This is a genomic window from Shinella zoogloeoides (assembly GCF_033705735.1).
In the GTDB taxonomy this organism is placed as follows: domain Bacteria; phylum Pseudomonadota; class Alphaproteobacteria; order Rhizobiales; family Rhizobiaceae; genus Shinella; species Shinella zoogloeoides_A.
In genome coordinates, this window is the sequence record NZ_CP131131.1 from 991,627 (window position 1) to 1,018,309 (window position 26,683).

Consider the following 26,683-nt stretch of genomic DNA (forward strand, 5'->3'; position numbering starts at 1 on the left):
TCCAAAGACATTGTTAACCTTCATTTCCTAACCATCTACGCATCCCCATCGGCAATGATCGTCGAGATTTCAGGTTCATGCGTATTTCCAGAACAAACTTCTATCCCGTCCTCGAGACCGAAGGGGAAAACGACGATGCGTCGTCGCATTATCCATATGAAAACAACGCCGTGACCGAGGCGCCCCCGGAAGAGGAGGCGTGGCACGGCGAAAGCGAACCGGTCGCCAACGACGACCACTACCGGCCGCGCTTCCGCTCGCCGGCCCTGCGCAGCTACGATCCCGGCCAATATGCCGACGGGACATGGGAGAGCCACTTCTATCTGGCGCCGAATGTCCGTTTCACGCGCACGCCCGACAAGGTCGCCGCCCGGATCGAGGAGGCGGCCGCCGAGGCGGTCACCAAGGCCGAGCCGATCATCGAAGAGCCCGTCCAGCCGGCTCCCACAGAAATGCAAGCAGAGACGTCCCAGGTGCAGCAGTCCCCAGTTCCCCAGTTCCCGGTTTCCCAGTCCCAGAACCCGCAGCCCGAAGCCGCTCCGGCTCCGCAGACCCAGCCGCAGCTGACGCAGGCCGAGCTCCTGCTGCGCCTGCGCGAAGCGCTGGAAGAACGCCGCCGCCGCTTCGAGGAGCAGCAGGCCCCGGCAACCGCCGCCGCGGCCGATCCCGTTCCCCAGTTTGTCCAGGCCGTCATCGCGGCCCGCCAGAATGCCATTCCGGCCGATGCCGCCGTCGTTTTCAAGCCCGCCGTGCCGGCACAGGCCCCCGCATTCACGTCCGCCCGGCCGGTCGCGAAGGCGAGCGTGCAGGAGGCGATCAGCCGTTTCGCCCATCTTTCCGATCATGCCTTCTGGGAAACCATGGTTCCCGAGGAGAGCGTTTCCATCGCCCCGGCGCGTCCGGCGGTGTCCGTCGTGCGCATGACGTTGCCGACGTCGGCGCCCGTCGCCACGATGCCGGCCCGCCCGGTCGAAACGCCGCGTGAGGAGCCGATCTCCGTCGCCTCCCTCTATCGCGTTGTCGATTGCCGGCCGGCCGTGACGCGTCAGATGGCCGTCGAGACCGTTGCCGTTCCCGAAATCAAGGCCGAGCCGGTGGTCGCCGAAGCCGCGCCGGTCATCGAGACGGTGGAAGCCGTTCCGGCCCCCGTCGAGGCAAGGCCGGTCCCGGTGGCCGTTGCGCCCGCCGCCGTCGTCGAACCCGTCCGCGAAACGCCCTCGTCGGTGCTTTCGCGCGCTAGGCCGTTCCAGGTCACCCTCGCGACGCCGACCGCCGATACCTATGAATACCCGCCGCGCGACCTCCTGCAGGAACCGCCGCGCACCGTCGGCTTCGTGCTGACGCAGGAGCAACTGGAGCAGAATGCCGGCCTTCTGGAAAGCGTGCTGGAAGACTTCGGCGTGCGCGGCGAGATCATCCATGTCCGCCCCGGCCCGGTCGTCACGCTCTACGAATTCGAACCGGCCCCGGGCGTCAAGTCCTCGCGCGTCATCGGCCTTGCCGACGACATCGCCCGTTCCATGTCGGCGCTTTCGGCGCGTGTCGCCGTGGTGCCCGGCCGCAACGTCATCGGCATCGAACTGCCGAACGCCACGCGCGAGACCGTCTATTTCCGCGAAATGATCGATTCCGCGGACTTCGCCAAGACCGGCTTCAAGCTGCCGATCTGCCTCGGCAAGACCATCGGCGGCGAGCCCGTGATCGCCGAGCTTGCGAAGATGCCGCACCTGCTCGTCGCCGGCACCACCGGCTCGGGCAAGTCGGTCGCCATCAACACGATGATCCTGTCGCTGCTCTACCGGTTCCGCCCGGAAGAATGCCGCCTGATCATGGTCGACCCGAAGATGCTGGAACTGTCGATCTATGACGGCATCCCGCATCTCCTGACCCCCGTCGTCACCGATCCCAAGAAGGCCGTCATGGCGCTGAAATGGGCGGTGCGCGAGATGGAGGACCGTTATCGCAAGATGTCGCGCCTCGGCGTGCGCAATATCGACGGCTACAACAACCGCGTCGCCGCCGCCCGCGACAAGGGCGAGACGATCACGATCAGCGTCCAGACCGGCTTCGACAAGGGAACCGGCGAGGCGATCAACGAGGACCAGGAACTCTCCCTCGAGCCGATGCCCTATATCGTCGTCATCGTCGACGAGATGGCCGACCTGATGATGGTCGCCGGCAAGGAGATCGAAGGCGCGATCCAGCGGCTCGCCCAGATGGCGCGCGCCGCCGGCATCCACCTGATCATGGCGACGCAGCGCCCCTCGGTCGACGTCATCACCGGCACGATCAAGGCGAACTTCCCGACGCGCATCTCTTTCCAGGTGACCTCGAAGATCGACAGCCGCACCATCCTCGGCGAGCAGGGGGCCGAACAGCTCCTCGGCCAGGGCGACATGCTGCACATGGCCGGCGGCGGGCGCATTTCCCGCGTCCACGGTCCGTTCGTCTCCGACGAGGAGGTCGAGAAGGTCGTGCTGCACCTGAAGGCGCAGGGCCGTCCGGAATACCTGGAGACGGTCACCGCCGACGAGGAGGAAGAAGAGGACGAGAAGCCTGCCGCCGGCGGTGCGGTCTTCGACAAGGGCGACATCGCGGCCGAGGACGGCGACGATCTCTACGAGAAGGCCGTCAAGGTCGTCATGCGCGACCGCAAGTGCTCGACCTCCTACATCCAGCGCCGTCTTGCCGTCGGCTACAACCGGGCCGCGTCCCTCGTCGAGCGCATGGAGAAGGAAGGCCTCGTCGGGCCTGCCAACCATGTCGGCAAGCGCGAGATCGTCACCGGCGAGCGCAACGGCTTCCAGCAGCCGGAAAGCGGCGACGACGAATAACATTCCGCCATGTGGCGATTGCCCGGCTGCCGGGCAATTGTCCTACTTATTTGAAATGGATGGATTTTCCGGGTCCGGTCCGCTCACGCGGGCCGGATTTTTACCGTGTCCACGGGAAATCTTATTCCACCATCGCATTTAATCGATTTGGCCCATGACGGGGTCCGCGGGGCCTGTTGCATATGGCGGACGATCTGTGAATAGTGCCGCCCGACTGACGAAATCTGCATCCAAGGAGGACAGGAATGGCATTGATCACCATGCGGCAACTGCTCGATCACGCAGCGGAGAACGACTACGCACTGCCCGCATTCAACGTCAACAACCTGGAGTATATCCAGGCGGTCATGCGCGCGGCGGATGCCACGGACTCCCCGGTGATCCTGCAGGCGAGCCGCGGTGCGCGCGCCTATGCGGGCGATGCCTTCCTGCGTCACCTCATCCTCGGCGCCGCCGAGGAATATCCGCATATCCCGGTCTGCCTGCATCTCGACCACGGCGACCAGCCGTCGACCTGCATCTCGGCCATCACCAACGGCTTCACCTCCGTCATGATGGACGGCTCGCTGCTCGCTGACGGCAAGACCGTCGCCAGCTACGAATACAATATCGACGTCACGGCGGAAGTCGTGAAGATCGCCCATGCGGCCGGCGTCTCGGTCGAGGGCGAGCTTGGATGTCTCGGCAACCTTGAAACGGGCGCCGGCGACAAGGAGGACGGCCACGGCTTCGAGGGCAAGCTTTCCCGCGAGGAACTGCTGACCGACCCGGACCAGGCGCTCGACTTCGTTTCGAAGACCGGCGTCGACGCGCTCGCCGTCGCCATCGGCACCAGCCACGGCGCCTACAAGTTCACCCGCGCGCCGGACGGCGACATCCTCTCCATCGAGACGATCGCCAAGATCCACGCGAAGTTGCCGAACACCCATCTCGTCATGCACGGCTCGTCCTCGGTTCCGCAGGACCTGCAGGACCTCTTCACCGCCTACGGCGGCGAGATGAAGCAGACCTGGGGCGTTCCCGTCGCCGAAATCCAGAAGGCGATCCCGCTCGGCGTGCGCAAGGTCAATATCGATACGGACCTGCGCCTCGCCATGACCGGCACGATCCGCAAGAACTTCAAGGAAAAGCCCGACAATTTCGATCCGCGCACCTACCTGAAGCCGGCGACCGCCCGCATGACGGACGTCTGCAAGGAGCGCTTCGAGGCCTTCCGCACCGCCGGCAAGGCCTCCGGCATCCGCGTCAAGCGCCTTCCCGACATGGCGAAGTTCTACGCCGCGAAGTAAGCCGCCTTCGGCCTGTCTTTCCACCCTCCCGGTTCCGGCCGGGAGGGTTTTTTCTTTGCACGGCAAACCCGCACGAATCCATTGCGAGCCGCAGTGCCTGCCCGTAAAAGATTGCGGACCGCAAGCGCGAGCGAGGACGATATGAGCGTGGAACAGGCCCTGACGATCGCAGACCTCAAGGAACGGGCGCGCCGCCGCGTGCCGAAGATGTTCTTCGACTATGCCGATTCCGGAGCCTGGACGGAGGGCACCTACCGCGCCAACGAGGACGACTTCCACAAGGTGAAGCTGCGCCAGCGCGTGCTGGTCGACATGAGCAATCGCTCGCTGGCAAGCGAGATGATCGGCGAGAAGGTCTCCATGCCCGTCGCCCTCGCGCCGACCGGCCTGACCGGCATGCAGCATGCCGACGGCGAGATGCTCGCCGCCCAGGCCGCCGAGGAATTCGGCGTTCCCTTCACGCTCTCCACCATGAGCATCTGCTCGATCGAGGACGTGCGCTCCGTCACCACGAAGCCCTTCTGGTTCCAGCTCTATGTGATGCAGGACAAGGATTTCGTCCACAATCTCATCGACCGTGCGAAGGCGGCGGGCTGCTCGGCCCTCGTGCTGACGCTCGACCTCCAGATTCTCGGCCAGCGCCACAAGGATGTACGCAACGGCCTTTCCGCCCCGCCGCGCTTCACGCCGAAGCATCTCTGGCAGATGGCGACGCGGCCCTTCTGGTGCCTCGACATGCTCGGTACGAAGCGCCGCACCTTCGGCAACATCCTCGGCCACGCCAAGGGCGTCACGGACCTTTCCTCGCTCTCTTCCTGGACCACGGAACAGTTCGATCCGCAGCTCTCGTGGAAGGACATCGAATGGATTCGCGAGCGCTGGGGCGGCAAGCTCATCCTCAAGGGCATCCTCGACGAGGAGGATGCCCGCATGTCGCTCGGCAGCGGCGCGGATGCGATCATCGTCTCCAACCATGGTGGCCGCCAGCTCGATGGCGCGGCCTCCTCGATCAGCATGCTGCCGCGCATCGTCGATGCCGTCGGCGACAGGATGGAAGTCCATCTAGACGGCGGCATCCGCTCGGGCCAGGATGTCCTCAAGGCCGTCTGCTACGGCGCCAGGGGGACCTATATCGGCCGCCCCTTCCTCTACGGCCTCGGCGCCGGCGGCAAGGCCGGCGTGCGCCGGGCGCTGGAGATCATCCACAAGGAACTCGACGTCACGATGGCCCTCTGCGGCGAACGCGATATCAGGAACCTCTCGCGGGAGAACCTGCTCAGGGACGTGTAAGGAGCCTCACACCTCCTCGAAGCCCTGCAGCACGTTCACCGCGTTCACGCCCAGCGCCTCCACCGCATAGCCGCCTTCCATCACGAAGAGGGTCGGCAGGCCGAAATCGGCGATGCGGCGGCCGATGGTGGAAAAGTGCTCGCTCTCCAGTTTGAACTGCGAGATCGGGTCTTCCTTGAACGTATCGACGCCGAGCGAGATGACGAGGGCGGTCGGGGCGTAGGTGCGGATTCTTGCATGCGCGTCCTCGAAGGCGGTGAGCCATTCCGGCCAGGCCGTGCCGGCGGGCAGGGGATAGTTGAGGTTATGGCCTTCGCCCTTTCCGGCGCCGCGCTCGCGAGCGTAGCCGAGATGGAAGGGGAATTCGAAATCCGGATCGCCGTGCAGGCTCGCGAGCAGCACGTCGTCGCGGTCGTAGAAGATTTCCTGCGTGCCGTTGCCGTGATGGTAATCGACATCGAAGATCGCGACGCGGGCATGGCCGTTGTCGAGGAAGCGCTGGGCGGCGATGGCGGCATTGTTGAGGTAGCAGTAGCCGCCGAAGAAATCCCGGCCCGCATGATGACCGGGCGGACGGCAGAGCGAAAAGGCGGCTCGCTCGCCGGCAAGCACGGCGTCGGCGCCGGCGAGCGCCGTATCGGCGGCGCGCTTCGCCGCCTGCCAGGTCGTCTCGGTGATCGAGCCGGCCATGTCGAAGGAATAGTAGGAAAGTCGGGCATCGAGGCCCGACGGCGGGGCGTCGATCATCGGCATGGAGCGATGGCGCCAGCTATAGGGCCAGACTTCACCCTCACGGCCCGCCGCCCGCCATTCGGCAAAGACGTTCTGCAGGAAATCGAGATAATCCGGCGTATGGATGCGCTCGATGGCCGCCCGGTCGTAGGCGGCTGGCTCCAGAACCGGGCCGAGCCCGACCTCCCTGACGCGCCGAAGCACGATTTCGGCGCGCTCGGGCTTCTCGAAGGTTTCCACGATGCGGCCGAAGGAAAGCTCCATGCCGCTGTGATGCAGGTGGTGGTCGGCGGTGTAGAAGGTTTTCATGATCAGACGACCTCGCCGTAGAGCGTGCGTTCGAGCGCGGTGATCTCCGCCGCGAAGCGGCGGTATTCGGCACGCTTGAGGGCGAGGAAGACGTGGTGCAGCCGCTCGCCGAGCGCTTGCCTGAGGAAGGCCGAGCGGGTGGCCGTCTCGATGGCGCTGCGCCAGTCGGGCGGCAGTTCGTCGCCTCCCGCTTCTGCATAGGCGGTCGTTTCGGGGCCGGGATCGGCCTTTGCGAGGATGCCCCGGCGCATGCCGGCGAGCACCGTCGCACCGACGAAATAGGGATTGGAGTCGATGCCCGCGGCGCGCTGTTCGAGATGGCGGCCGGCGGGCGCGCCTGCGGGAATGCGGACGGCGACGCTGCGATTGTTGGTGCCCCAGGTCGGCGTCGTCGGCGCATAGCTCTGGGCGGAGAAACGTCGCCAGGAGTTGAGGTGCGGCGCGAAGACGAGCATGGATTCGTGCATCGTCTCCAGAAGCCCCGCGACGGCCTGCTTCAGGAGGGGCGAAAGCGCCTCGTTCCGGTCGGCGAAGAGGTTGTTGCCTCCCGCATCGGCAAGGCTCGCATGGACATGCATGCCGGAGCCGGCGCGGCCGGCAAAGGGCTTGGCCATGAAGCAGGCCATCATGCTATGACGCACGGCAAGGCCGCGCAGGAGACGTTTCAGCATGGCGAGATCGTCGGCGGCGCGCAGCGCGCTGCCATGGCGCAGCGTCAGCTCGAACTGGCCTTGGGCATATTCCGAGATCATGGTCTCGACGGGCAGGCCCTGCGCCTCCGCGCCGCGATAGACCGCCTCGATGAAGGGCTCCAGACGGTCAAGCTCGGTGACGCCATAGACCTGGATGCCCTCCGGCCGCTCCCCGGAAAGCGGCAGACGGAGCGGCTGAAAATCGCCGTCGGCCGTCCGCTGCCGGTCGAGCAGGTAGAACTCCAGTTCATAAGCGAGGATCGGATGGAAGCCATCGTCTTCGAGCAGCTTCACCTGACGGGCGAGCGCATGGCGCGGGTCGGCCGCCATCGGGGTGCCGTCCAGCTCGAAGAGGGCGAGGCGTACTTCGCCGCGCGGCGGGGAGGTCCAGGGCAGGGGCACGAGCGAGCCCGCGATCGGCCAGGCACGCCGGTCCGCATCGCCGTCCGACCAGACGAGGCCGGTTTCCTCCACATCCTCGCCCGTGACGTCGAGGCCGAGAATCGAGCCGGGCAGGTGCCGGCCGGAACGGAAGATCGGCAGCAGCTCGTGCCGCCTTACGATCTTGCCGCGGGCAATGCCGTTGAGGTCGATCAGCACCAGATCGAAGGCGGTGATTTCCGGGTGCGCGGCGAGGAAGGCCTCGGCTTCGGCGATATCCGCGGCTTCCGGCGGGCGGGCGGCAAGGTCGCGGCTCACGCGGCGGCCCTCCTCCGCTCGGCAAGGCGGCCGAGAACGCTCGCGAAGGCCTCGACAAGGCCATTCGCCTGCTGCTCCGAAAGGGCGGGGCTAACGAGCACCATGTTGTGGAACGGCGTCAGCAGGTAACCGAGATTGAGCATGGCAAGATGCAGCGCGGCCTCGATCGTGTCGGAAGCGGCGGCGCGGGCCTCGGCGGCATTGCGCACCGGCACGGGCGAGAACACGACCTCCAGCCGCGCACCGACGCGCGAAACCGTCCAGCCGAGGCCGGCATCGGCGATCGCGGCCTTGAAGCCGGCCTCGATGCGGTCGGCGCGGGCCTGCATGATGCGGTAGGCATCTTCCGTCATGACATGTTCGAGGCAGGCGCGCAGGCAGGCGAGTTGCAGGGCGCTGCCGGAAAGCGTGGTGCCGATGCCGGAATGGCCGTGGCCGCTCTGCTCGCGGCGGATGACGTGCAGCCTGTCCGAGATCGCCTCGGTCATGCCCCAGACGCTGACGGGAACGCCGCCGCCGATGGGCTTGCCCATGACCATCAGGTCGGGTTCGAGGCCATGCACGCGGCTATAGCCGCCAAGCCCGGTGGAGATGGTGTGCGTCTCGTCGATGAGGAGCAGCGTTCCGGCCTCGCGCGTAAGGCGGCGCAGGGCATCGTGGAAACCGGGGGCAGGGGGGATCATGCCGCAATTCGTCATGACCGGCTCGGCGAGGACACAGGCGATGTCATGCCCGGCAAGCGCCTTTTCGAGCGCCGCCTCGTCGTTGAAAGGAATGGAGACGGTGAGTTCGCCGAGATCGCGGACCTGTCCGAGGAGGTTGCGGCGCGAAACGGTCCGGCCGTTGACGAGGTCGACCAGCGTCTCGTCCACGGCGCCGTGATAGCAGCCGTCGAAGACCAGCAGCTTCGCCCGGCCGGTCACGGCGCGCGCGACACGGATCGCAAAGCGGTTGGCGTCGCTGGCGGTGGCGCCGAGCTGCCAGCGCGGCAGGCCGAAGCGCTCCACCAGCAGCCGGCCGACGATCTGCGCATCCGAGGAGGGCAGCATGGTCGTCAGACCGCGCGTTCCCGCATTCTTCAGCGCCTCCAGCACCGGGGCGGGGCCGTGGCCGAACATGGCGCCGGTATCGCCGAGGCAGACGTCGACGATGCGGTTGCCGTCGATATCCACGAGCTCGGCGCCGCTTGCCCGGTCGACGACGACGGGGAAGGGGGCCGGCCAGTCGAGCATCCAGTGCTGCGGCACGCCGTCGAAGAAGCCTGATGCCGCCTCGTCATGCGCCGCGGCCGAGCGCGGCCGCCTTGCGCGAAAGACCTCTTCCTCCGCCTCGATGAGCGCGCGGGCGCGCGCCTCCAGGTTCGCCCTCTCCATCCCGTTCTCCCGCAGGTATTGCTGAAATGTGATCACATATTGGTTGATGTGATTCCAAGTGTCAAACGGCAAGATGGTTACAGCGAACCGACGATGCGCAGCCAATCGTGCACCGAGGCGGCCGCCTGCTTGTCCAGCGAACCTCGGGCAAGGGGGCTCCTGCCGTCCATCTCCCGCACCGCGCTCGGGCTCATGCCGAACTGGTTGCGGAAGGCACGGGAAAAGGCGGAGATATCGGCAAAGCCGCAGGCATAGGCGACCTCGCCGACGGTGCGCTTGCCGTCATTGGCCAGCATGTCGAAGGCGGCGCGCAGGCGGCGGGCGCGGATATAGTCCGTGACGCCGCCGATCGGCGCGAACAGCCGGTAGAGCGATGCCCGCGAGAGCGCGAACGCCCGGCAAAGGTGATCGGGGCCGAGGTCTGCAAGAGCGATATTCTGCTCGATATACCGGCGGATCTCCATGATGACCGCGCCGCGCACGGTGGGCGACGGCTGGCTGCGCGCCGCGATCCGCGGCCCGACGAGATTGGCGACGAGGTTCGCCGTCGCCGTGACGAATGCCGGCGCTTCCGCCTCGTCGATGTCCGGCAGGCTCTCGAAGAGAGTGCGCAGATGGCTTGCGATCAGGCGTGCCGGGCTGGTCGTGCCCTTCAGCAGAAGGCCGTGCAACGCATCGTTCTGCGCTTCCCTTGCAAACAGCAGGTGGCGCGGCAGGGCGAGGGTGAGGTTGCGGCAGTGCCGCGTGACGGAATGCATCGGCCGCGAGAGGTCGAGGATGGATATGTCGCCGGCCTCGACCGGCACGGTTTCGCCGTTCGTCGTGCGCAGGTCCCCCCCATCGAGCGTCAGTTGCACGTGGATGAGGTCGAGGCCGCTGCGGGCGATGCGGGCGGGATCGCGCGAGAACGTATAAGTCGTGCCCCGCAGGTCCGCGGCGAACAGCAGGGCAGGGCCCAGGAAGTAGGTCGAAAGGCTCGCCCGGAAATCGGCGAGCCGCTCCGGCGTCTCCACTGTCGTGCGGAACACCGGGGCGAGCGTTTCGGCGAAAAGATGGCTCTTGCGGCGGCAGTCCGCACCGGCTTCCGCGACCACGGAGTAGGAGGGCAGTTTGTCGGCAGGGCTCATTGCGCCTCACGATTCATGGACGTCGTTGCCTGATCAAGCGAATGCGATGGAGGAAGGTTCCCCGGATGATCCCATGCCGGTCCGCAGAGTTGGCACGGTGTCTCATTCTTTTGGCCCCCCGTCTCATAATGCTTAGCGCGGCTGGTATGACAATTGACAGTCCGTGTCCGCTGAAACCCCATGGAACATAATGGGTCAATTCGAGGCCCCGGTGGCGCGACAAGAACGAGAATGGGCGCACCGTTCCTGAATGGGATTATTGAGGTGGACCAGATTTCCTTCGACGACGGCGCCGTGGCCTTCCGGGTGCCGCCCCACGAATTCCTGCGTGCGCCGGCCTTCGCCGCGGCGAGGGACCGGCTGATCGCCGGCAAGCTGGCCGTCTACGAGGGCAACCATCTCTTCAACCGGCTCATCCTGGAGGAGGGGCGGTTCCTCTGTTATCTCGCCGCCCTTTCCCTTCATGCCGCGCAGGATATGGAACGGCCGTCCACCTGGCTCACGCTCGGCCGTCTCCAGCGCGAGGTGACGGAGCTGGGCGTCGCCAGCCGCAACCGCGTCGAGGCGCAGGTTTCCTGCCTGCGCAAATACGGCTTCCTCACACAACAGCCGCATGCCTCGGACCGGAGGGTTCGCCTGCTCATACCGGGCACGACGCTCACGGAGCGCGATACGGCCATTCTCGGCCATCTGGTCGAAGGGCTCCGCACGCTCGGCCTGTCGCCGACGGAAGGGTGCGAGAGCCCGCTTTCAAGCGAGCTGCACCGCGCCATGCGACGGGCGACCTTGCCGCATCTGTCCGGTCTCAGCCGTCTCATCCGTCGCCATCTGCCGCTTGCGCCCTTCTTCGAGCACGACTGCGGCTACATGATCCTCCTGCTTCTGCTGCGCGGCGCGCGGCATACTGCCAATGGCGCGCTTCCGCTCGGATATCAGCGGCTTGCGACGCAGACCGGCGTCTCGCGAACGCACGTCCGCCGGGTCGTGGAGGCGGCGCGCAATGCCGGCCTCCTGACGACCGCCGCCCGGGGCGGTCACGATATCAGGCTCACACCGGCGATGTGGCAGGCCGCCGACCGCTGGTTCGCCGACAATTTCGCCCTGACCGATCTTCTCCTGCGCGAAGCGCTCGCCTAGAGCAATTTCAGCAGAAGTGCACCGCGGTTTTGCGTCCGGAATTGCGTAGAAACAAAAGGATAGAGCGTTTTCGCGATTCGGAGAAAAGCGGAAATGCTCTAGTTATCGCTCAGGAGGCCGATCCCGCTGCGGCAAGGAGGATCGCAAGGCCGATATGGATGAGATGGTGCAGGCTCTGGTCCGCGCCGAAAAGCCACCAGAAACCGGCCTGTCGCGGCGTCACCTGCAGGCGCCGCGCGGCAAGGCTCTTCAGCCGGTCGATGACGCCATGAATGAGCGCATCGGCAATTCCAAGCCAGGCGAGGGGCGGGGAGACCAGGAGGAAGAGCAGCGCCGTCATCGCGCCATGGACGCCGGCATGGGCCGCAAGCGGCGCCAGCCAGCCGTTCGGCCGCTCCTTGCCCGCCGCCATCCAGTCCGTCTGAAGCAGGAAATCCGCCAGATAGTGTTTTACCAGGAACGCCGCCAGCGCGGCGGCGATCCACAGGGTCGAAATCTGGTCCGGTATCTCGATCATGGCACGCCCGCACCCGAGGGCTGGGCAATCCGGCAGGAGCATTCCGTTCCCGCCGGCTTGCACAGATGTTCCGGCAAGCCTTAGCGGCTACCCGCCTCGACGATGCCTTTGGTCAGGCTGCCCGTCGCCGGATAGAGCGGAATGAGGCAGGCCTGGAGCGCATGATAGATGTCGCCCTTGCCGGCGAACAGGGTGTAGCTCGGAACGAGATCCTCCGTGAGCTCCTCATGCCAGCCGCCGCGATCCTGATCGAGGAAATGGCGGGCGATCCCGTCCCAGATCCTGCGATACCAGGTCTCGTGGAAGTCGCTCGGCAGATGTTCGCAAAGGAAGGCGGCCGCGCCGACGCCCTCGGCCATCGGCCACCACAGCTTGTTGCGCTTGGCCGGCTCGTCGTTCCAGTCGAGCGTATAGAAGAAGCCGCTCTTTTCCTTATCCCAGCCGAGCGCGACCGACTGGGCGAAGAGCGCCTTGGCGGCATCCGGCATCCAGGCATGCCTGCGACCGCCGAGGGCGTGGAGCTGGAGCACGAGGCGGGCCCATTCCAGCCAATGGCCGGGCGTGGTGCCGGAGGGGCGAAACATCTCGTTGCCGCGGTAATCCTTGTCCAGCACCCAGTTCTCGTCGAAATGCTCGGGCACGCGGAAACCGTTCTCCCCGGCGCGGCGGCGGATGACGAGATCGGCGATGCTTTCGGCCTTGTCGAGATAGCTCTTCTGGCCGGTCGCCTCGTAGGCGGCCATCAGGGCTTCGGTGAGATGCATGTTGGAGTTCTGGCCGCGATAGCCGGGGATGGGCGTCCAGTCCGCCTCGAATTCCTCCGTGATCGCGCCGTGGCTGTCCTCCCAGAAGCGCTTTTCCAGCACCTCGGTGACATCCGCGATCATGCGGTCGGCGTCGGGATGGCCCGCGACCTTCGCGCTGGAAGCAGCCAGCAGCACGAAGGCATGGCCATAGCCCTGCTTGGTGGCGTCGAGCAGGCCGGCATTGTCGAGCGACCAGTGATAGCCGCCGCGCTCGTGGTCGCGATGCTTTTCCCAGAGATATTTCATGCCGTGGTCGACGATGTCGTCCGAACCGGGACGGCCGAGCAGGCTGCCGATGGCGAAGCAATGCACCATGCGCGCGGTGGAATGGATGCCGCGCACCGGATTGCCGGCATTGATCGGCCGGCCCTCGACGTCGAGTTCATGGAAGCCGCCAAGAGGATTGAAGGCGCGGTTCTGGAAGAAATCGAACAGGCGGTTCGCTTCCCGCCAGAGCCATTGCCGGTGATAGTCGCGTTCGCGCCAAGCCGTGCCGAGATGTCCCGTTGCGCCCATGATGCGTTCTCCTTTTTGATCGGTCCGCATTGTCGTGTTCGATGCCGGGCGCTTGCCGGAGCGCGGAAGAAACGACCGTGGCGTGGTTGATCACGCACGGCCCGCAACGCTCGCAATGACGGCTGGCCTCGACAGGTGGGAGGCGTTTTATGGCCTAGAAAGACCCGGGCCGCAACCCGCGAGGCAGTCATGTTGTCCGCCGGCGGCCTCTCGGAGAAAAGATGAAACGCCCGTTTACAATTGCGGCAAAATTGAGAAAAAATACCCTACCAATCTTATAGGGATACTCTATATTGGAACCCGGAAACGGACAGGATGACAATGTCCGCACCCGGAGGAGACCGCAACGCGGCCTCCCAAGCAAGGGATGATGGCGATGAGCAATGTAAACCTCGGCGGCTGTTCTGCTTCCGGCTCTCTCGGTCCTGCCGGCACTCGGCGGTCCCGTCGCGCCGAACGGCAGATTCTCGTCAACAACATCGTCGTGGCCGGCGCCTTCCTCTTCGTCAGCGCCGTGGTCTTCGGCCTCCTGGGCTGATATTCTCAAGTTCCATAATGTTGATTATGCGATCGGCGGATGGCTTCGCCCTCGATGCTGGGCGCCTCGCTGTGGCCCCTAGTCCCTCGAAGATCAGCCGATCTTCTCGACGATCGGCGGGATCTGGATGACGGCGGGATCGGTCGTGCCGGCGTCGATGATGCCGAAGACGGCTTCGAGCATTTTCGGCACGTCCTGCCGGACCATCTCGATATGGTCGCCGAGCATGGCGACGAAGGGATCCCAGTCGAAGCAGCCGAGATGCGGCACGCCGTCGGCATAGCGGCCGGACCGGCGGATCCAGCGCATGACGCCTTCCAGCGAGATCGTCGAATTGACGAACATGCCGCGCGGCAGCACGCTGGCGTTTTCGGCCATCTGCCGCATCGCCTTCTCCGCCTTGTCGGGCGCATAGCCGCAGGTCATGACGAGGCTTTCGTCGACTGTCACGCCGGCCTGCGCATGGGCATCGCGGAAACCGCGCACGCGTTCGATCGTATTATGGTCCGTGCCGCGACCGCCGACGAAGAGGAGCGGCGCCTTCTCCCCATATTCCCTCTCGCAATTCGCAAGCACGCGGCGCGTCAGTTCCAGCGCCCCGCCGTAATTGTCGGAGATGACGGAAGGCGCGCGCGAGCCCGGCAGGTCGAGATTGACGGTGCGCACACCGGAGGCGGCGCACAGGTCGACGATGCGGTCGGGATCCGTCGCGCCGGTCGCGATCAGGCAGTCCACTTGGTAGGAGAGCATGGCCCGTGCCGCCTCGACCTCGAGCGCCGGATCGCGCCGCGTGCAGGTGACGATCGGGAAAAGCCCCCTCTCCCGCGCCAGCGCCTCGAACTGCTCGACGATGGAGCCGAAATAGCGGTTGTCGTATTTGGGCACGATCATGCCGATGATTTTGGAGCGCTCGCGCCGCAGCACGCTCGCCTGCATGTTGAGCGCATAGCCCTGCTCCTCGGCGAGCTTGGTGATCTTCTCGGCGAGTTTCGCGCTGATGCGCCGCTTCTTCCAGTTGCCGTTCAGGACGGCGCTGACGGCACTTGCGGAGGTCCCCGCCAGTTCCGCGAGATCGTAGATCGTGGTCCTTTTCGGCGGGCTCGTCCGAGTCACATTTCATCTCCGTTTCGCGGGCCACCTTGACACCAATGGGGATTGGTGGCAATTCTTGCTTCATCGATTGAGCAAAGCTGCTCCATCGATGAAGTTGCCTGAACAGCAAGGCTGACCCAAGGGAGGAGTCAGACGGAGCATCGACCAGCCGGACGCTGCGGCATCGCCGCAGCGAACGATGACTTGCGCGCTTATGGTGCGTGGGGCGGTCGGGCGCTGTCGCCCTTGGCGGCTTGAGGTCGCCGGCGCATACGACTGCGAAAAATCAACCGTGGAGGAACCCAATGAAGACGCTTACCTATCTGCTCGCCTCGACCGGCCTTGCCCTGTCGCTCGGCAGCGCCGCCCTTGCCCAGGAAAACGCCACCGTCGCCTTCCTGATGCCCGACCAGGCCTCGACCCGCTATGAGCAGCATGACTATCCGGGCTTCAAGGCGGAGATGGAGAAGCTGTGCGCGAGCTGCACGGTGATCTACCAGAACGCCAATGCCGACGTCGCACTCCAGCAGCAGCAGTTCAACTCGGTCATCGCCCAGGGCGCCAAGGTCATCGTTCTCGACCCGGTCGATTCCGCCGCTGCCGCCGCCCTCGTCGAGATCGCCCAGTCGCAGGACGTCAAGGTCATCGCCTATGACCGTCCGATCCCGGACAAGCCGGCCGACTACTATGTTTCCTTCGACAACCAGGGCATCGGCAAGGCCATCGCCCAGTCGCTGGTCGACCACCTGAAGGCCAAGGGCGTTCCGGACGGCGCCGGCGTGCTCGAAATCAACGGCTCGCCGACGGACGCGGCCGCCGGCCTCATCCGCGACGGCATCCATGAGGCACTCTCCGCCTCGCCCTACAAGACGCTTGCCGAATTCGACACGCCGGAATGGGCGCCGCCGAAGGCGCAGGAATGGGCAGCCGGCCAGATCACCCGCTTCGGCGACGAGATCAAGGGCATCGTGGCGGCAAACGACGGCACGGGCGGCGGTGCCATCGCGGCGCTGAAGGCCGCCGGCGTCAAGGAAATGCCGCCGGTGACGGGCAACGACGCGACCATCGCCGCGCTCCAGCTCATCATCTCGGGCGATCAGTACAACACGATCTCCAAGCCCTCGGAGATCGTCGCTGCCGCAGCGGCCAACGTGGCCGTCAAGCTCCTCAAGGGCGAGATGCCGGAAGCCACCCACAAGCTCTACGAAACGCCTTCGCAGCTCTTCGTTCCGGCCGTGGTGACGGCCGAGAACATCAAGGCCGAGATCTTCGACAAGGGGATCAACAAGCCGGACGAAGTCTGCACCGGAGAGTATGTTGAAGGTTGCCGCAAACTCGGCATCATCAACTAACGGCATTGATCGTGCCCGGCCGCCTTGCCGGCCGGGCACATCGACGGTCAAGAGATCAAAGGTTCCTGCGGCCATGACAGCCACGCTACAAGATGCTCCCGCCAAGGGAGAGCCGGTGCTTCGCCTTCGCGGCGTTTCCAAGAATTTCGGGGCCGTGTCCGCACTCACGGATATCGAGCTCGACGTGCAGGCCGGCGAAGTCGTCGCGCTCGTCGGCGACAACGGCGCCGGCAAGTCGACGCTGGTTAAGGTGCTCGCCGGCGTGCACCAGCCCTCTTCGGGCACGGTCGAATTCTGCGGCCAGCAGGTGACGCTCGACAGTCCCGCCAAGGCCCTCGACATGGGCATCGCCACCGTGTTCCAGGATCTTGCCCTCTGCGAGAACCTCGACGTCGTCGCGAACCTTTTCCTCGGCCACGAGATGTCGCCCTGGGCGCTCGACGAGGTCGCCATGGAAGTGCGCGCCTGGACGCTGCTGCGCGAGCTTGCCGCGCGCATCCCGTCCGTCCGCGAGCCCATCGCCTCGCTTTCCGGCGGCCAGCGCCAGACCGTCGCCATCGCCCGCTCGCTGCTGCTCAATCCCAAGCTCATCATGCTCGACGAGCCGACCGCCGCCCTCGGCGTGGCGCAGACGGCCGAGGTGCTGAACCTCATCGAGCGCGTGCGCGACCGCGGCCTTGGCGTCATCATCATCAGCCACAACATGGAGGACGTGCGCGCCGTCGCCGACCGTATCGTCGTGCTGCGCCTCGGGCGCAACAACGGGGTCTTTACGCCCGATTCCTCCAATCAGGAACTCGTTTCCGCCATCACCGGCGCGACCGACAACTCCGTTTCGCGCCGCGCCGATCGCAAGGCCGGACACGTCCAGGAAACCCATGGGGGCGCCGCATGAGCCAGAACCCTTCCAATGCCCAGCCGCTGCTCGACCGCAGTGACGAGCGCGTGCGCCACGACGACAGCCTCGCCGCCATGGCGAAAAGCTTCATCGACCGGGTCCGTTCCGGCGACCTCGGCATGCTGCCGGTCGCCATCGGCCTCGTGGTCATCTCCGCCGTCTTCTCCGCGCTCAACCCGATCTTCCTTGCGCCGAACAACCTGGTGAACCTGCTGTTCGACTGCGCCACGGTCGGCGTCATCTCGCTCGGCATCGTCTGCGTCTTGGTGCTCGGCGAGATCGACCTTTCGGTCGGCTCGATGAGCGGGCTCGCCTCCGCCATGGTCGGCGTCCTCTGGGTCAACCAGGGCTGGCCCATCGTCGGGGCGATCCTCGCGGCCCTCGTCGTCGGCGCGGGCGTCGGCCTCCTCTATGCGACGCTCTACAACCGCCTCGGCATGCCGAGCTTCGTCGCCACGCTCGCCGGCCTGCTCGCGCTGCTCGGCATGCAGCTCTACATTCTCGGCCCGACCGGCTCGATCAACCTGCCCTATGCCTCCTCGCTGGTGCGCTTCGGCCAGATCCTGATCATGCCCGACTGGCTGTCCTACACGCTGGCGCTCGCGCCCGGCCTCGTCATGATCGCCAGGGGCCTTCGGACCCGCAGCCAGCGTCTGGCCGCGAACCTTTCGGCCCAGCCGATGCGCGCCCTGATCCTCAAGGCTTTGCTGCTGACGGTCCTTCTGGAAGCAGCCGTCTTCTACCTCAATCTCGGCCGCGGCATTCCGTGGATGTTCGCCCTCTTCGTCGCGCTCGCCATCGTCCTCAACTATGCGCTGACGCGCACCAAGTGGGGCCGCTCCATGTTCGCCGTCGGCGGCAACAAGGAAGCCGCGCGCCGCTCGGGCATCAATGTCCGCCGCATCTACATGAGCGCCTTCGTGCTCTGCTCGACGCTGGCGGCGCTGGGTGGCATCCTCTCGGCCTCGCGCCTCGCCTCCTCCAGCCAGCAGGCCGGTACCGGCGACGTCAACCTCAACGCCATCGCCGCGGCGGTCATCGGCGGCACCAGCCTCTTCGGCGGCCGCGGCAGCGCCTATTCGGCCCTTCTCGGCATCATCGTCATCCAGGCGATCTCGAACGGCCTGACGCTGCTCAATCTCTCGTCCTCGCTGCGCTACATGATCACCGGCGGGGTCCTTGCCATCGCCGTCATCGTCGACTCGCTCGCCCGTCGCTCCCGCGTCAGCCACGGCCGCGCATAACATTATCGGAATGGAGTTCTCAGAAATGGCTGACCTCATGAAGGGCAAGATCGCCGCCATCACGGGTGCCGCCTCCGGCATCGGCCTCGAATGCGCCCGCACCCTGATCGCCGAAGGCGCCAAGGTGGTGCTCGTCGACCGCGCGCAGGACAAGCTGGAACAGCTCTGCACGGAGCTCGGCCCGAACGCCCTGCCCCTCGTCGTCGACCTCTTGAAGCCGTCCGACGTCTCCGGCATGCTTCCGCGCATCCTGGACATCGCGGGAGGCCTGGACGTCTTCCACGCCAATGCCGGCGCCTATATCGGCGGCCCGGTGGCCGAGGGCGACCCGGATGCCTGGGACCGCATGCTGAACCTCAACATCAACGCCGCCTTCCGCTCGGTCCATGCGGTGCTGCCCTACATGATCGAAAGGAAAACGGGCGACATCCTCTTCACCTCTTCGATCGCCGGTGTCGTGCCCGTCGTCTGGGAGCCGATCTACACGGCCTCGAAATTCGCCGTGCAGGCGTTCGTGCATTCGACCCGCCGGCAGGTGGCGCAGCATGGCGTGCGCGTCGGCGCGGTCCTGCCCGGCCCCGTGGTCACGGCCCTTCTCGACGACTGGCCGAAGGAGAAGATGGACGAGGCGCTCGCCAACGGCAGCCTGATGCAGCCGAAGGAAGTGGCCGACGCCGTGCTCTTTATGCTGACGCGCCCGCGCAACGTCACGATCCGCGACCTCGTGATCCTGCCGAGCAGCGTGGACCTTTGACGAAAGCGGCGGGCGGCACGAGGCCGCTCGCCGGACATATTCCCGAATGCAGGCGGTAGACCCCATGAGCAACACTTCCCCCGCACGCCCCGCAGGCGGCGCACGCTACCTCGTCGGCGTCGATGTCGGAACGGGCAGCGCCAGGGCCGGCCTCTTCGACCTTACCGGCCGCATGCTGGCCTCCGGCAAGCGCGACATCTCGCTCTTCCGGGAGCCGGGCGCGATGGTCGAGCAGTCGAGCACCGAGATCTGGGCCGCCGTCTGCGCATCGGTGCGCGAGGCCGTTGCCAAGGCCGGCGTTTCGCCGGAAGACTGCGCCGGCATCGGCTTTGATGCGACATGCTCGCTGGTCGTCCTCGGCAAGGACGGCACGCCCCTGCCCGTCGGCCCTTCGGAAGACCCGGAACGCGACATCATCGTGTGGATGGACCACCGCGCGGTCGACCAGGTCGAGCGCATCAATGCGACGGGTCACGCGGTTCTGCGCTATGTCGGCGGGCGCATCTCGCCCGAGATGGAGACGCCGAAGCTGCTCTGGCTCAAGGAAAACCGCCCCCACGTCTTCGATGCGGCCTGGCAGTTCTTCGACCTTGCGGATTTCCTGACCTGGCGCGCAACGGGCGATCTTGCCCGTTCCACCTGCACGGTCACCTGCAAATGGACGTATCTGGCGCATGAAAAGCGCTGGGAACCGAGCTATTTCCACGCCATCGGCCTCGGCATCCTTGCCGACGAGGATTTCGCCCGTATCGGCCAGACCGTCGTCGAGCCCGGCACGCCGGTCGGCGCGGGGCTCACCGAACGCGCGGCGGCGGAACTCGGCCTTGCCGCCGGCACGCCCGTCGGCGCGGGCATGATCGATGCCCATGCGGGCGGCATCGGCACGGTGGGCGTCGACGGCCCGCCGGAAAACAGCCTCGGCTATGTCTTCGGCACCTCCTCCTGCACCATGACCTCCACCCACGAGCCGGTCTTCGTGCCGGGCGTCTGGGGCCCCTATTTCTCGGCCATGGTGCCGGGCATGTGGCTCAACGAGGGCGGACAGTCGGCGGCGGGCGCGGCCATCGAGCAGCTTCTCTCCTTCCACCCGGCGGCGGGCGAAGCCTCTGCGCTCGCCGGATCGCGCGGCCTCTCCCTGCCTGTCCTGCTGGCGGAACTTGCCGCCGAAAAGGCGGAAACGCTTTCCGGCGTCGCGGGGCTCGCGGACGGGCTGCATGTGGTTCCGGAATTCCTCGGCAACCGCGCGCCCTTCGCCGATCCCCACGCCCGCGCCGCCATCGTCGGCCTCGGGATGGAGCGCGGTATCGACAATCTCGTCGCGCTCTATGTCGCCGGTCTCTGCGGCATCGGCTACGGCCTGCGCCAGATCATCGACGCGCAGGCTGCGGCCGGAGCGCCGGTCGAGAAGATCGTCATCAGCGGGGGCGCGGGCCAGCTCGATCTCGTGCGCCAGCTTCTGGCCGATGCGACCGGCAAGCCGCTGCTCGCCACGCGGTCGGAGGAGCCCGTGCTGCTCGGCGCGGCCATTCTCGGCAGCGTCGCCGGCGCGGCATTCCCCGACGTGCGCTCGGCGATGGCGGCCCTTTCGGCCACCGACCGCAGCTACCTGCCGGCGACAGGAGAAACCGAGGCCCTTCACGCCAGGCGCTACGATGCCTTCAAGCGCCTGCAGGCATTGGCACGCGAAATCCGCTGATCAGGCGAGCCGCCTGCCCCTTCGTCGAAGAGATGCGGTAGGCTTCTTCCGTCAATAGTGAAAACGCTGGATGAGGTCGGAATAATACCAGTTCAACACCGGCGAAAAATATTGCATAAGGGAAGCCCGTCACGACAGGTGCCCTCATGAGCGATCAGGCGACCCTTCAATTTCTGGCCGGGCTCGTTTCCCTTGCGAGCGGCGAGCCGCTCTATCGCCAGCTCGGGCGTGCGCTGAAGACCGCCATCGATGAATCCGTGCTGAAGCGCGGCGCGGTGATCCCCAGCGAGCGGGACCTCAGCACCGGCCTCGGCCTTTCGCGCGTCACGGTGCGCAAGGCCATCGACAACCTCGTTTCCGACGGCCTGCTCGACCGTCGGCAAGGGGCGAAGACCGTCGTTTCCTCCCGCCTCGAAAAGTCGCTCGCGACGATGACGAGCTTTTCGGAGGACATGCGCTCGCGCGGGCTGGAACCCGGCTGCGTCTGGATTTCCCGGGAGATCAGCCGCCCCTCGCCCGCCGAGATGATGGCGCTCGGCATTCCCGGCCATGAGAAGGTCGTGCGGCTCAGGCGCCTGCGCACGGCCGATACCATGCCGATCGCCATCGAGACCGCGACCCTGCCCGCCCGCTTCGTTCCCGACCCGGAGGCCATCGGCGCCTCGCTCTACGAATATCTCGCCGCTCATGGCGCCATGCCCGTGCGCGCCATGCAGCGCATGCAGGCGAAGCCGGCGACGGAGGAGGAACGCCGGCTGCTCGTAACGCCCGAGGGCACCAGCCTTCTGACCATGGAACGCCGCTGCTTCCTCGCCGACGACCAGATCGTCGAGTTCACCCAGACGAAATATCGCGGCGACGTCTACGACTTCGTCATCGAGCTGACGCGATAATACCAGTTTAATTCCTGTTGCATTCCGGTTTCATCCTGCTACCGTCGACCCGTCCTGATCGCAAGGACAGGGCGAACGTGCGGCGAAGCCGGGAGGATGCGGGTGCCATTCGATTTCAGTCAGCTCGAAAACGGCCTGATCGTCTCCTGCCAGCCGGTCAAGGGCGGCGCCATGGACAATGCGGCCATGGTGGTGGGCTTCGCGCTCGCCGCGCTCGATGGCGGCGCCATCGCGTTGCGCATCGAATCCGCCGATTATGTGCGGGCCGTCCGCGCAGCGACGGACCGGCCGATCATCGGCCTCGTCAAGCGCGACCTCGACGATTCCCCCGTCCGCATCACCCCGTTCATCGAGGATGTCGAGGCGCTGGCGTCCGCCGGCGCGGATATCATCGCCTATGACGCCACGGACCGCGTGCGCCCCGTCTCCACCCGCGCGCTGATCGAGCGTATCCACGCGGCCGGCAAGGTCGCTATGGCGGACTGCTCCATCCTTGCCGATGCCGAGCGGGCGCTTACCGAGGGCGCGGAGATCGTCGGCTCGACGCTTGCCGGCTATACCGGCCCGGTCGAGCCCACGGAGCCGGACTTCGCATTGATGCGCGGCATGCGGGCGCTGACGCCCTATGTCATCGCCGAAGGCTGCGTGCGCACGACCGACCATGCGGTGAAGGCCCATGCGGCCGGTGCCTATGCCGTGGTCGTCGGCTCGGCCATCACCCGGCCGGAACATGTCACCTCCTGGTTCCGCAGCGCGCTCGACGATGCGCAGGCGAGCGGGGCCTGAACCATGGCCGCGCCGGACGCCATCCTCGCAATCGATGTCGGCGGCACGAAGATGCTGGCGGCGCTGGTGCGCGGCACAAGCGTTCTCGACACCGTGCGCCTGCCGACGCCGGCCGATGGCGACCCAGCCCACTGGTTCGCCGTGCTCTTTGCCGCGATCGAAACCTGGCAGGGCCGCTATGACGCGGTCGGTGTCGCCGTCACCGGCATTGTCGACGATGGCCACTGGTCGGCGCTGAACCGCAAGACGCTTAATATTCCCGACGGATTTCCTCTGGTCGCGACCATCGCCCGCTTCACGGATGCGCCGGTCTTCGCCGCCAACGATGCGCAGGCCGCCGCCTGGGGCGAATATGCCTTCGGCGCGGGCGGGCGTGAGGACATGGTGTTCCTTACCATCTCCACCGGCATCGGCGGCGGCATCGTCACCGGCGGGCGGCTTCTCGGCGGGCTCGGCGGCCATTTCGGCCAGCTCCGCGACCTCGACCATCCCGGCGAGACGCTGGAGGATCGCGTCTCCGGCCGCTGGATCGCCGCGCAGGCGGCCACGTATGCGCCGGATGCCACGGCCCGCGAGGTCTTCGCCGCCGCGCATGCGGGGGAAGGCTGGGCGAAGGCCGTCGTCGAGGCTTCGGCCCGGCAGGCGGCCAATCTCTGCCGCAATGTGCAGCTCGCGCTCGATCCGCGCCGCATCGTCATCGGCGGCAGCATCGGGCTTGCGGAAGGCTATCTTTCGGCGATGGAGCGGGCGCTCGACAGCGTGCCGCCGCGCCTCAAGCCTTCGCTTCATACCGCCGCTCTTGCGGAAAATGCGGGAGTCATCGGCATCGCAGACCTGGCGCAACGTCGCCCGGCAACCATGAGGGAGAACGGACAATGATCTATGCGAAGATGAAACAGGCACTTTATGCCGCCTGCGCGCTCGGCCTGCTGGCAGGCCCCGCGCTGGCCGAGGTCACGGTGCTCGGCTGGCCGGGCGGCCCGGAGGAAGTGGCGCTGCGCGCCGCCGCCGATGCCTATAACGCCAAGTCCGACACGGCGGATGCCGACAAGGTCGAGCTGCTGTTCTTCAACCGCGACGGCTTCTGGGACAAGCTGCAGGCCGACCTTGCCGCCGGCTCGAAGGCCTTCGACGTCAACCTGCTCGCGACCTACTCCATCGGCCGCTATGCGCCTTTCATGGAGCCGATCCAGCTTTCCGACGATGCGAAAGCCGTCTATGGCGATGCGGTTCTCGCCACCATGCAGTACCAGAACCAGCAGTACGGCGTCCCGACCGACCTTTCCGCGCATTTCATGTACTACCGCACGGACCTCATCGACGCGCTGATGAAGGACGATGCGGCCAGGGCGAAATATGGCGAGATCTCCGAAAAGCTGCTCGGCAAGAAGCTCGAGCCGAAGATGCCGGACGAATGGACCTGGGACGACTATGCCGCGACTGCGCTCTACTTCACCCAGGCGGTCAACCCGGATAGCCCGACGCGCTACGGCACCGTGCTCCAGCTGAAGAACCTCCTCTTCAACATCATGGTCTGGCAGTCCGTGCCGCGCGCCTATGGCGGCGACTGGATGGACGAGAGCGGCAAGATCACGGTCAATTCCGACGCCTACCGCAAGGGCCTCGAAATCTACAAGCTGCTCTACGACAACGGCGCGACGCCGCGCGATTCGCTCTCCTACGAATTCGCGGAAGCCAATGCCGCCTTCGCCTCCGGCCAGGTGGCGGCGATGCTGCAATGGAACGCCGCGGCAAGCGACCTCACCAGCAAGGAGAAGTCGCCGACCGTCGCGGAGGTCACCGACACCGTCGCCCCGCCGTCCGGCCCGGCCGGCCGCTTCACCCATATCCACGGCCTCGGCTTCGGCCTCAACAAGAATGCCGAGCACAAGGACGGTGCGGTGAAGTTCCTGAAGTGGCTCTCCTCCAAGGAAGCCGCGCTGGTCTACGCCCGCAACAACGGCGCGCCGGCCCTGACGCCCGAAGTGGTGGCCGAGGTCGCCAAGGAGCGGCCCGACCTCGTCAAGCTCGGCGAATTCGCCGGCAAGTACGGTTACGTCATGACCGGCGGCACCTCCGCCAAGGCGCTCTCGGTCTATGAGCTTCAGGCCAAGGAGTTCACCGGCTACTGGTCCGGCCAGCAGTCGCTCGACGATGCCCTTGCCAATACCGAGAAGGGCATGGCGGAGCTGCTGAAGCAGTAGGCTCGGGTAGGAAGACCCCTCCCCACAAGGGGGAGGGGCTTAATCCGCCGCTCCGTTAGCACTCGATTTCGAGCGGCGAGCAAGCCTCCTGCTTTCTCCCCCTTGTGGGGGCGAGATGCCGGCAGGCAGAGGGGGGCTTGGCCCGACTATCCAGAAGAGGACACGATGGCGACGACGAGAAGACAGATCGAGGCTCCCGCCTTCCGGATGCTGGCGACGCCGCTCGTCGCCTTCCTCCTGCTGTTCCTCGGCTTCCCCGCCGTCGTCAACCTGATCTATTCCGTTTCTGACGTCACCTTCGAGACGCTGCGCCAGCCGACGCTTTCCGGCTTCGGCAATTTCGTCGCGGTCGCCACCGACGGGGCCTTCTGGCGGGCGACGTGGTTCTCCCTGCGCTTCGGCCTGCTCACCGCCGTGCTGGAATGCGCGCTCGGCCTGTTCCTCGCCATCTTCCTTTCCCCGCTCATCGAGAAGCGAAGCTGGCTGCTGGCGATCCTGATGATGCCGCTGATGGTGGCCCCTGCCCTCGTCGGCCTCATGTACCGGCTCGTGCTGCACGAATTCGTCGGCCCGGTGCCCTATTATCTCTGGGCCTATCTCGGGGCCAGCATCTCCTTCCTCGGTGTCGATTCCGCATTCTGGACGCTCGTCGCCATCGAGACGCTGCAATGGACGCCCTTCGCGCTCCTGCTCTTCTACATGGCCTACCAGGCGATCCCCGTGGAGGTGACCGAGGCGGCGACGCTCGACGGCGCCAGCCCCTTCCAGCGCCTGCGCGATATCGAACTGCCGCTGATGATGCCGACCATCGCCGTCGCGCTCCTCATCCGCTTCATCGACGGCTTCCGCGTCTTCGACAATGTCTATGTGCTGACCGGCAGCGGCCCGGGCGGGGCGACCGCCTCGCTGTCGATCTATATCTACGAGGCCTTCTTCAAGCAGGGCGCGATCGGCAAGGCGGTCGCCGCCTCGGTGATCCTCTTCGCCGCGTCCTTCGTGGTGCTCTACGGCCTCAATGCTTATGCCGCCCGCCGCAAAGGAAAAGGCCGATGATCCGAGCGCTCCGCTGGGCGGTGTTCGCCCTTGCCGCCTTCGCCCTCAATTTCCCGATCCTCGTGACGCTCGTCACCTCGTTCAAGAGCGCGCGGGAGCTTTCCGCCAATCCCGGCCTCTGGATCAAGGCGCCGACGCTGGAGAATTACGCGACGGTCTTCACCGTCAGTGACCGGCTCAACATCTTCCTCTATCTCTTCAACAGCCTCGCCGTCTCGCTGATCGGGACCGGGCTTGCGGTCGTGCTGGCGCTGCCGGCCGCCTATGCCATCGCCCGCGGCAAGCTCGGCGAGCGCACGCTCCTGCCGCTCATCGTCAACCTGCGCGCCGTGCCGCTGATCATCTTCGCCATTCCGCTGTACATGATGTTCCAGTGGCTGGCGCTGCTCGATACGCTCATCGGCCTCGGCCTCATCCTCACCATCGTCAACCTGCCGCTAGTGCTGGTCATCCTCGTCAACGCCATCAACGACGTGCCGGAAGAGTTGGACGAGGCGGCGCTGGTGGACGGGGCGAGCCGCTTCCAGATCCTCGTGACGATTCTCGCGCCCGTCTGCCGCCCGGCCATCGTGACGAGCCTCATCTTCGGCTTCATCACCGCCTGGAACGAATTCCTCTTCGGCCTGATGCTGACGACCTCCAAGGCCGTGCCCATCACCGTCGGCGCGTCCTTCTTCTTCGCCGCAAGCGGCGGCGGGGTGCAATGGGGCGTCGCCTCCGCGGTGATGATCGTCGGCGCCCTGCCCCCGCTCCTGCTCGGCCTCGTCATGTACCGCCAGATCAGCGGCTCGATGACGGCGGGCGCGGTAAAGGGATAGGCCGGTTGTCCACAGCGGACGGCCAACTGTAATA

General features: G+C 66.1%; 23 protein-coding genes. 16 read left to right on the forward strand and 7 right to left on the reverse strand.

The features are described 5' to 3' along the window. The first annotated feature begins 77 nt into the window (after positions 1–77). The 3 genes from ShzoTeo12_RS22370 (at position 78) to ShzoTeo12_RS22380 (ending at position 5,413) form a co-directional block, all read left to right on the forward strand. Positions 78–2,834, forward strand: a complete 2,757-nt coding sequence (locus tag ShzoTeo12_RS22370) for a DNA translocase FtsK (RefSeq protein WP_413251163.1) — start codon at positions 78–80, stop codon at positions 2,832–2,834. A 245-nt stretch (positions 2,835–3,079) separates the two neighbouring features. After that, a complete protein-coding gene (gene fba / locus ShzoTeo12_RS22375) occupies positions 3,080–4,123 on the forward strand; it encodes a class II fructose-bisphosphate aldolase (RefSeq protein ID WP_318912513.1) in 1,044 nt (347 codons plus the stop codon). 147 nt (positions 4,124–4,270) lie between these two features. Beyond that, entirely contained in the window at positions 4,271–5,413 is a 1,143-nt protein-coding gene (locus ShzoTeo12_RS22380; RefSeq protein ID WP_318914347.1) for an alpha-hydroxy acid oxidase, read from the forward strand. Positions 5,414–5,419: 6 nt separating this feature from the next. Here the strand turns inward: ShzoTeo12_RS22380 and ShzoTeo12_RS22385 are convergent, their stop codons facing one another. The 4 genes from ShzoTeo12_RS22385 to ShzoTeo12_RS22400 all read right to left on the reverse strand — a co-directional run bounded on the left by ShzoTeo12_RS22385 (position 5,420) and on the right by ShzoTeo12_RS22400 (position 10,345). Next, on the reverse strand, positions 5,420–6,454 hold the full coding sequence (locus tag ShzoTeo12_RS22385) for a histone deacetylase family protein (RefSeq protein ID WP_318912514.1): 1,035 nt from the start codon (positions 6,452–6,454) through the stop codon (positions 5,420–5,422). Positions 6,455–6,456: 2 nt separating this feature from the next. Beyond that, positions 6,457–7,845, reverse strand: coding sequence for a glutamine synthetase family protein (locus tag ShzoTeo12_RS22390; RefSeq protein ID WP_318912515.1), 1,389 nt, complete (start codon positions 7,843–7,845; stop codon positions 6,457–6,459). After that, positions 7,842–9,218 (reverse strand): transaminase, encoded by a 1,377-nt coding sequence (locus ShzoTeo12_RS22395; protein WP_318912516.1) that lies wholly within the window; start codon positions 9,216–9,218, stop codon positions 7,842–7,844. Before ShzoTeo12_RS22395 ends, ShzoTeo12_RS22390 begins: the two co-directional genes overlap by 4 nt. A 77-nt stretch (positions 9,219–9,295) precedes the next feature. Beyond that, entirely contained in the window at positions 9,296–10,345 is a 1,050-nt protein-coding gene (locus ShzoTeo12_RS22400; protein WP_318912517.1) for an AraC family transcriptional regulator, read from the reverse strand. A 264-nt stretch (positions 10,346–10,609) separates the two neighbouring features. On the opposite strand from ShzoTeo12_RS22400, the gene ShzoTeo12_RS22405 reads away from it, so the two are divergent. Beyond that, complete coding sequence (locus tag ShzoTeo12_RS22405) at positions 10,610–11,482, forward strand: hypothetical protein (protein WP_318912518.1); 873 nt, start codon at positions 10,610–10,612, stop codon at positions 11,480–11,482. A 109-nt stretch (positions 11,483–11,591) separates the two neighbouring features. On the opposite strand, the gene ShzoTeo12_RS22410 is transcribed toward ShzoTeo12_RS22405, so the two are convergent. Together ShzoTeo12_RS22410 and ShzoTeo12_RS22415 are read right to left on the reverse strand one after the other, a co-directional pair. Continuing rightward, on the reverse strand, positions 11,592–11,999 hold the full coding sequence (locus ShzoTeo12_RS22410) for a DUF3307 domain-containing protein (protein ID WP_318912519.1): 408 nt from the start codon (positions 11,997–11,999) through the stop codon (positions 11,592–11,594). Positions 12,000–12,079: 80 nt separating this feature from the next. Continuing rightward, on the reverse strand, positions 12,080–13,321 hold the full coding sequence (locus ShzoTeo12_RS22415) for an AGE family epimerase/isomerase (RefSeq protein WP_318912520.1): 1,242 nt from the start codon (positions 13,319–13,321) through the stop codon (positions 12,080–12,082). 376 nt (positions 13,322–13,697) lie between these two features. On the opposite strand from ShzoTeo12_RS22415, the gene ShzoTeo12_RS22420 reads away from it, so the two are divergent. Beyond that, the gene (locus ShzoTeo12_RS22420; RefSeq protein ID WP_318912521.1) at positions 13,698–13,859 is read left to right on the forward strand and encodes a hypothetical protein; all 162 of its coding nucleotides are present in this window, start codon (positions 13,698–13,700) and stop codon (positions 13,857–13,859) included. A 93-nt stretch (positions 13,860–13,952) separates the two neighbouring features. On the opposite strand, the gene ShzoTeo12_RS22425 is transcribed toward ShzoTeo12_RS22420, so the two are convergent. After that, complete coding sequence (locus tag ShzoTeo12_RS22425; protein WP_119255758.1) at positions 13,953–14,972, reverse strand: LacI family DNA-binding transcriptional regulator; 1,020 nt, start codon at positions 14,970–14,972, stop codon at positions 13,953–13,955. Positions 14,973–15,256: 284 nt separating this feature from the next. Here ShzoTeo12_RS22425 and ShzoTeo12_RS22430 point away from each other — a divergent pair, with 284 nt between their 5' ends. The 11 genes from ShzoTeo12_RS22430 (at position 15,257) to ShzoTeo12_RS22480 (ending at position 26,649) form a co-directional block, all read left to right on the forward strand. Next, the gene (locus ShzoTeo12_RS22430) at positions 15,257–16,303 is read left to right on the forward strand and encodes a sugar ABC transporter substrate-binding protein (protein ID WP_318912522.1); all 1,047 of its coding nucleotides are present in this window, start codon (positions 15,257–15,259) and stop codon (positions 16,301–16,303) included. A gap of 73 nt (positions 16,304–16,376) precedes the next feature. Continuing rightward, positions 16,377–17,198, forward strand: a complete 822-nt coding sequence (locus tag ShzoTeo12_RS22435) for an ATP-binding cassette domain-containing protein (RefSeq protein WP_119255756.1) — start codon at positions 16,377–16,379, stop codon at positions 17,196–17,198. Continuing rightward, positions 17,195–18,445 carry an ABC transporter permease subunit gene (locus ShzoTeo12_RS22440; RefSeq protein WP_318912523.1) on the forward strand — a complete coding sequence of 417 codons (1,251 nt, stop codon included), beginning with the start codon at positions 17,195–17,197 and terminating at the stop codon, positions 18,443–18,445. Before ShzoTeo12_RS22435 ends, ShzoTeo12_RS22440 begins: the two co-directional genes overlap by 4 nt. Positions 18,446–18,470: 25 nt before the next feature. Further along, entirely contained in the window at positions 18,471–19,199 is a 729-nt protein-coding gene (locus tag ShzoTeo12_RS22445) for an SDR family oxidoreductase (RefSeq protein WP_318912524.1), read from the forward strand. A 64-nt stretch (positions 19,200–19,263) separates the two neighbouring features. Continuing rightward, on the forward strand, positions 19,264–20,895 hold the full coding sequence (locus ShzoTeo12_RS22450) for an FGGY-family carbohydrate kinase (RefSeq protein ID WP_318912525.1): 1,632 nt from the start codon (positions 19,264–19,266) through the stop codon (positions 20,893–20,895). Between the two features lie 146 nt (positions 20,896–21,041). Next, positions 21,042–21,788 carry a GntR family transcriptional regulator gene (locus tag ShzoTeo12_RS22455; RefSeq protein ID WP_119255752.1) on the forward strand — a complete coding sequence of 249 codons (747 nt, stop codon included), beginning with the start codon at positions 21,042–21,044 and terminating at the stop codon, positions 21,786–21,788. Positions 21,789–21,890: 102 nt separating this feature from the next. After that, positions 21,891–22,574 carry a putative N-acetylmannosamine-6-phosphate 2-epimerase gene (locus ShzoTeo12_RS22460; protein ID WP_318912526.1) on the forward strand — a complete coding sequence of 228 codons (684 nt, stop codon included), beginning with the start codon at positions 21,891–21,893 and terminating at the stop codon, positions 22,572–22,574. 3 nt (positions 22,575–22,577) lie between these two features. After that, on the forward strand, positions 22,578–23,453 hold the full coding sequence (locus tag ShzoTeo12_RS22465; protein ID WP_318912527.1) for an ROK family protein: 876 nt from the start codon (positions 22,578–22,580) through the stop codon (positions 23,451–23,453). Next, positions 23,450–24,778: an extracellular solute-binding protein gene (locus tag ShzoTeo12_RS22470; protein ID WP_245424772.1), complete on the forward strand. Its 1,329-nt coding sequence runs from the start codon at positions 23,450–23,452 to the stop codon at positions 24,776–24,778. Before ShzoTeo12_RS22465 ends, ShzoTeo12_RS22470 begins: the two co-directional genes overlap by 4 nt. Positions 24,779–24,943: 165 nt before the next feature. Then, on the forward strand, positions 24,944–25,831 hold the full coding sequence (locus tag ShzoTeo12_RS22475; protein WP_313195410.1) for a sugar ABC transporter permease: 888 nt from the start codon (positions 24,944–24,946) through the stop codon (positions 25,829–25,831). After that, the gene (locus ShzoTeo12_RS22480) at positions 25,828–26,649 is read left to right on the forward strand and encodes a carbohydrate ABC transporter permease (RefSeq protein WP_119255748.1); all 822 of its coding nucleotides are present in this window, start codon (positions 25,828–25,830) and stop codon (positions 26,647–26,649) included. The genes ShzoTeo12_RS22475 and ShzoTeo12_RS22480 overlap by 4 nt, the downstream gene beginning before the upstream one ends. Positions 26,650–26,683: the final 34 nt, after the last annotated feature.

Bases quoted from the DNA above. Each gene is read 5' to 3' on its own strand.
- ShzoTeo12_RS22465 (WP_318912527.1), top strand. From the start codon at position 22,578: ATGGCCGCGCCGGACGCCATCCTCGCAATCGATGTCGGCGGCACGAAG.
- ShzoTeo12_RS22470 (WP_245424772.1), top strand. From the start codon at position 23,450: ATGATCTATGCGAAGATGAAACAGGCACTTTATGCCGCCTGCGCGCTC.
- ShzoTeo12_RS22480 (WP_119255748.1), top strand. From the start codon at position 25,828: ATGATCCGAGCGCTCCGCTGGGCGGTGTTCGCCCTTGCCGCCTTCGCC.
- ShzoTeo12_RS22450 (WP_318912525.1), top strand. From the start codon at position 19,264: ATGAGCAACACTTCCCCCGCACGCCCCGCAGGCGGCGCACGCTACCTC.
- ShzoTeo12_RS22400 (WP_318912517.1), bottom strand. From the start codon at position 10,345: ATGAGCCCTGCCGACAAACTGCCCTCCTACTCCGTGGTCGCGGAAGCC.
- ShzoTeo12_RS22385 (WP_318912514.1), bottom strand. From the start codon at position 6,454: ATGAAAACCTTCTACACCGCCGACCACCACCTGCATCACAGCGGCATG.
- ShzoTeo12_RS22410 (WP_318912519.1), bottom strand. From the start codon at position 11,999: ATGATCGAGATACCGGACCAGATTTCGACCCTGTGGATCGCCGCCGCG.
- ShzoTeo12_RS22455 (WP_119255752.1), top strand. From the start codon at position 21,042: ATGAGCGATCAGGCGACCCTTCAATTTCTGGCCGGGCTCGTTTCCCTT.
- ShzoTeo12_RS22420 (WP_318912521.1), top strand. From the start codon at position 13,698: ATGAGCAATGTAAACCTCGGCGGCTGTTCTGCTTCCGGCTCTCTCGGT.
- ShzoTeo12_RS22475 (WP_313195410.1), top strand. From the start codon at position 24,944: ATGGCGACGACGAGAAGACAGATCGAGGCTCCCGCCTTCCGGATGCTG.
- ShzoTeo12_RS22415 (WP_318912520.1), bottom strand. From the start codon at position 13,321: ATGGGCGCAACGGGACATCTCGGCACGGCTTGGCGCGAACGCGACTAT.
- ShzoTeo12_RS22395 (WP_318912516.1), bottom strand. From the start codon at position 9,218: ATGGAGAGGGCGAACCTGGAGGCGCGCGCCCGCGCGCTCATCGAGGCG.
- fba (WP_318912513.1), top strand. From the start codon at position 3,080: ATGGCATTGATCACCATGCGGCAACTGCTCGATCACGCAGCGGAGAAC.
- ShzoTeo12_RS22445 (WP_318912524.1), top strand. From the start codon at position 18,471: ATGGCTGACCTCATGAAGGGCAAGATCGCCGCCATCACGGGTGCCGCC.
- ShzoTeo12_RS22440 (WP_318912523.1), top strand. From the start codon at position 17,195: ATGAGCCAGAACCCTTCCAATGCCCAGCCGCTGCTCGACCGCAGTGAC.
- ShzoTeo12_RS22435 (WP_119255756.1), top strand. From the start codon at position 16,377: ATGACAGCCACGCTACAAGATGCTCCCGCCAAGGGAGAGCCGGTGCTT.
- ShzoTeo12_RS22430 (WP_318912522.1), top strand. From the start codon at position 15,257: ATGAAGACGCTTACCTATCTGCTCGCCTCGACCGGCCTTGCCCTGTCG.
- ShzoTeo12_RS22370 (WP_413251163.1), top strand. From the start codon at position 78: ATGCGTATTTCCAGAACAAACTTCTATCCCGTCCTCGAGACCGAAGGG.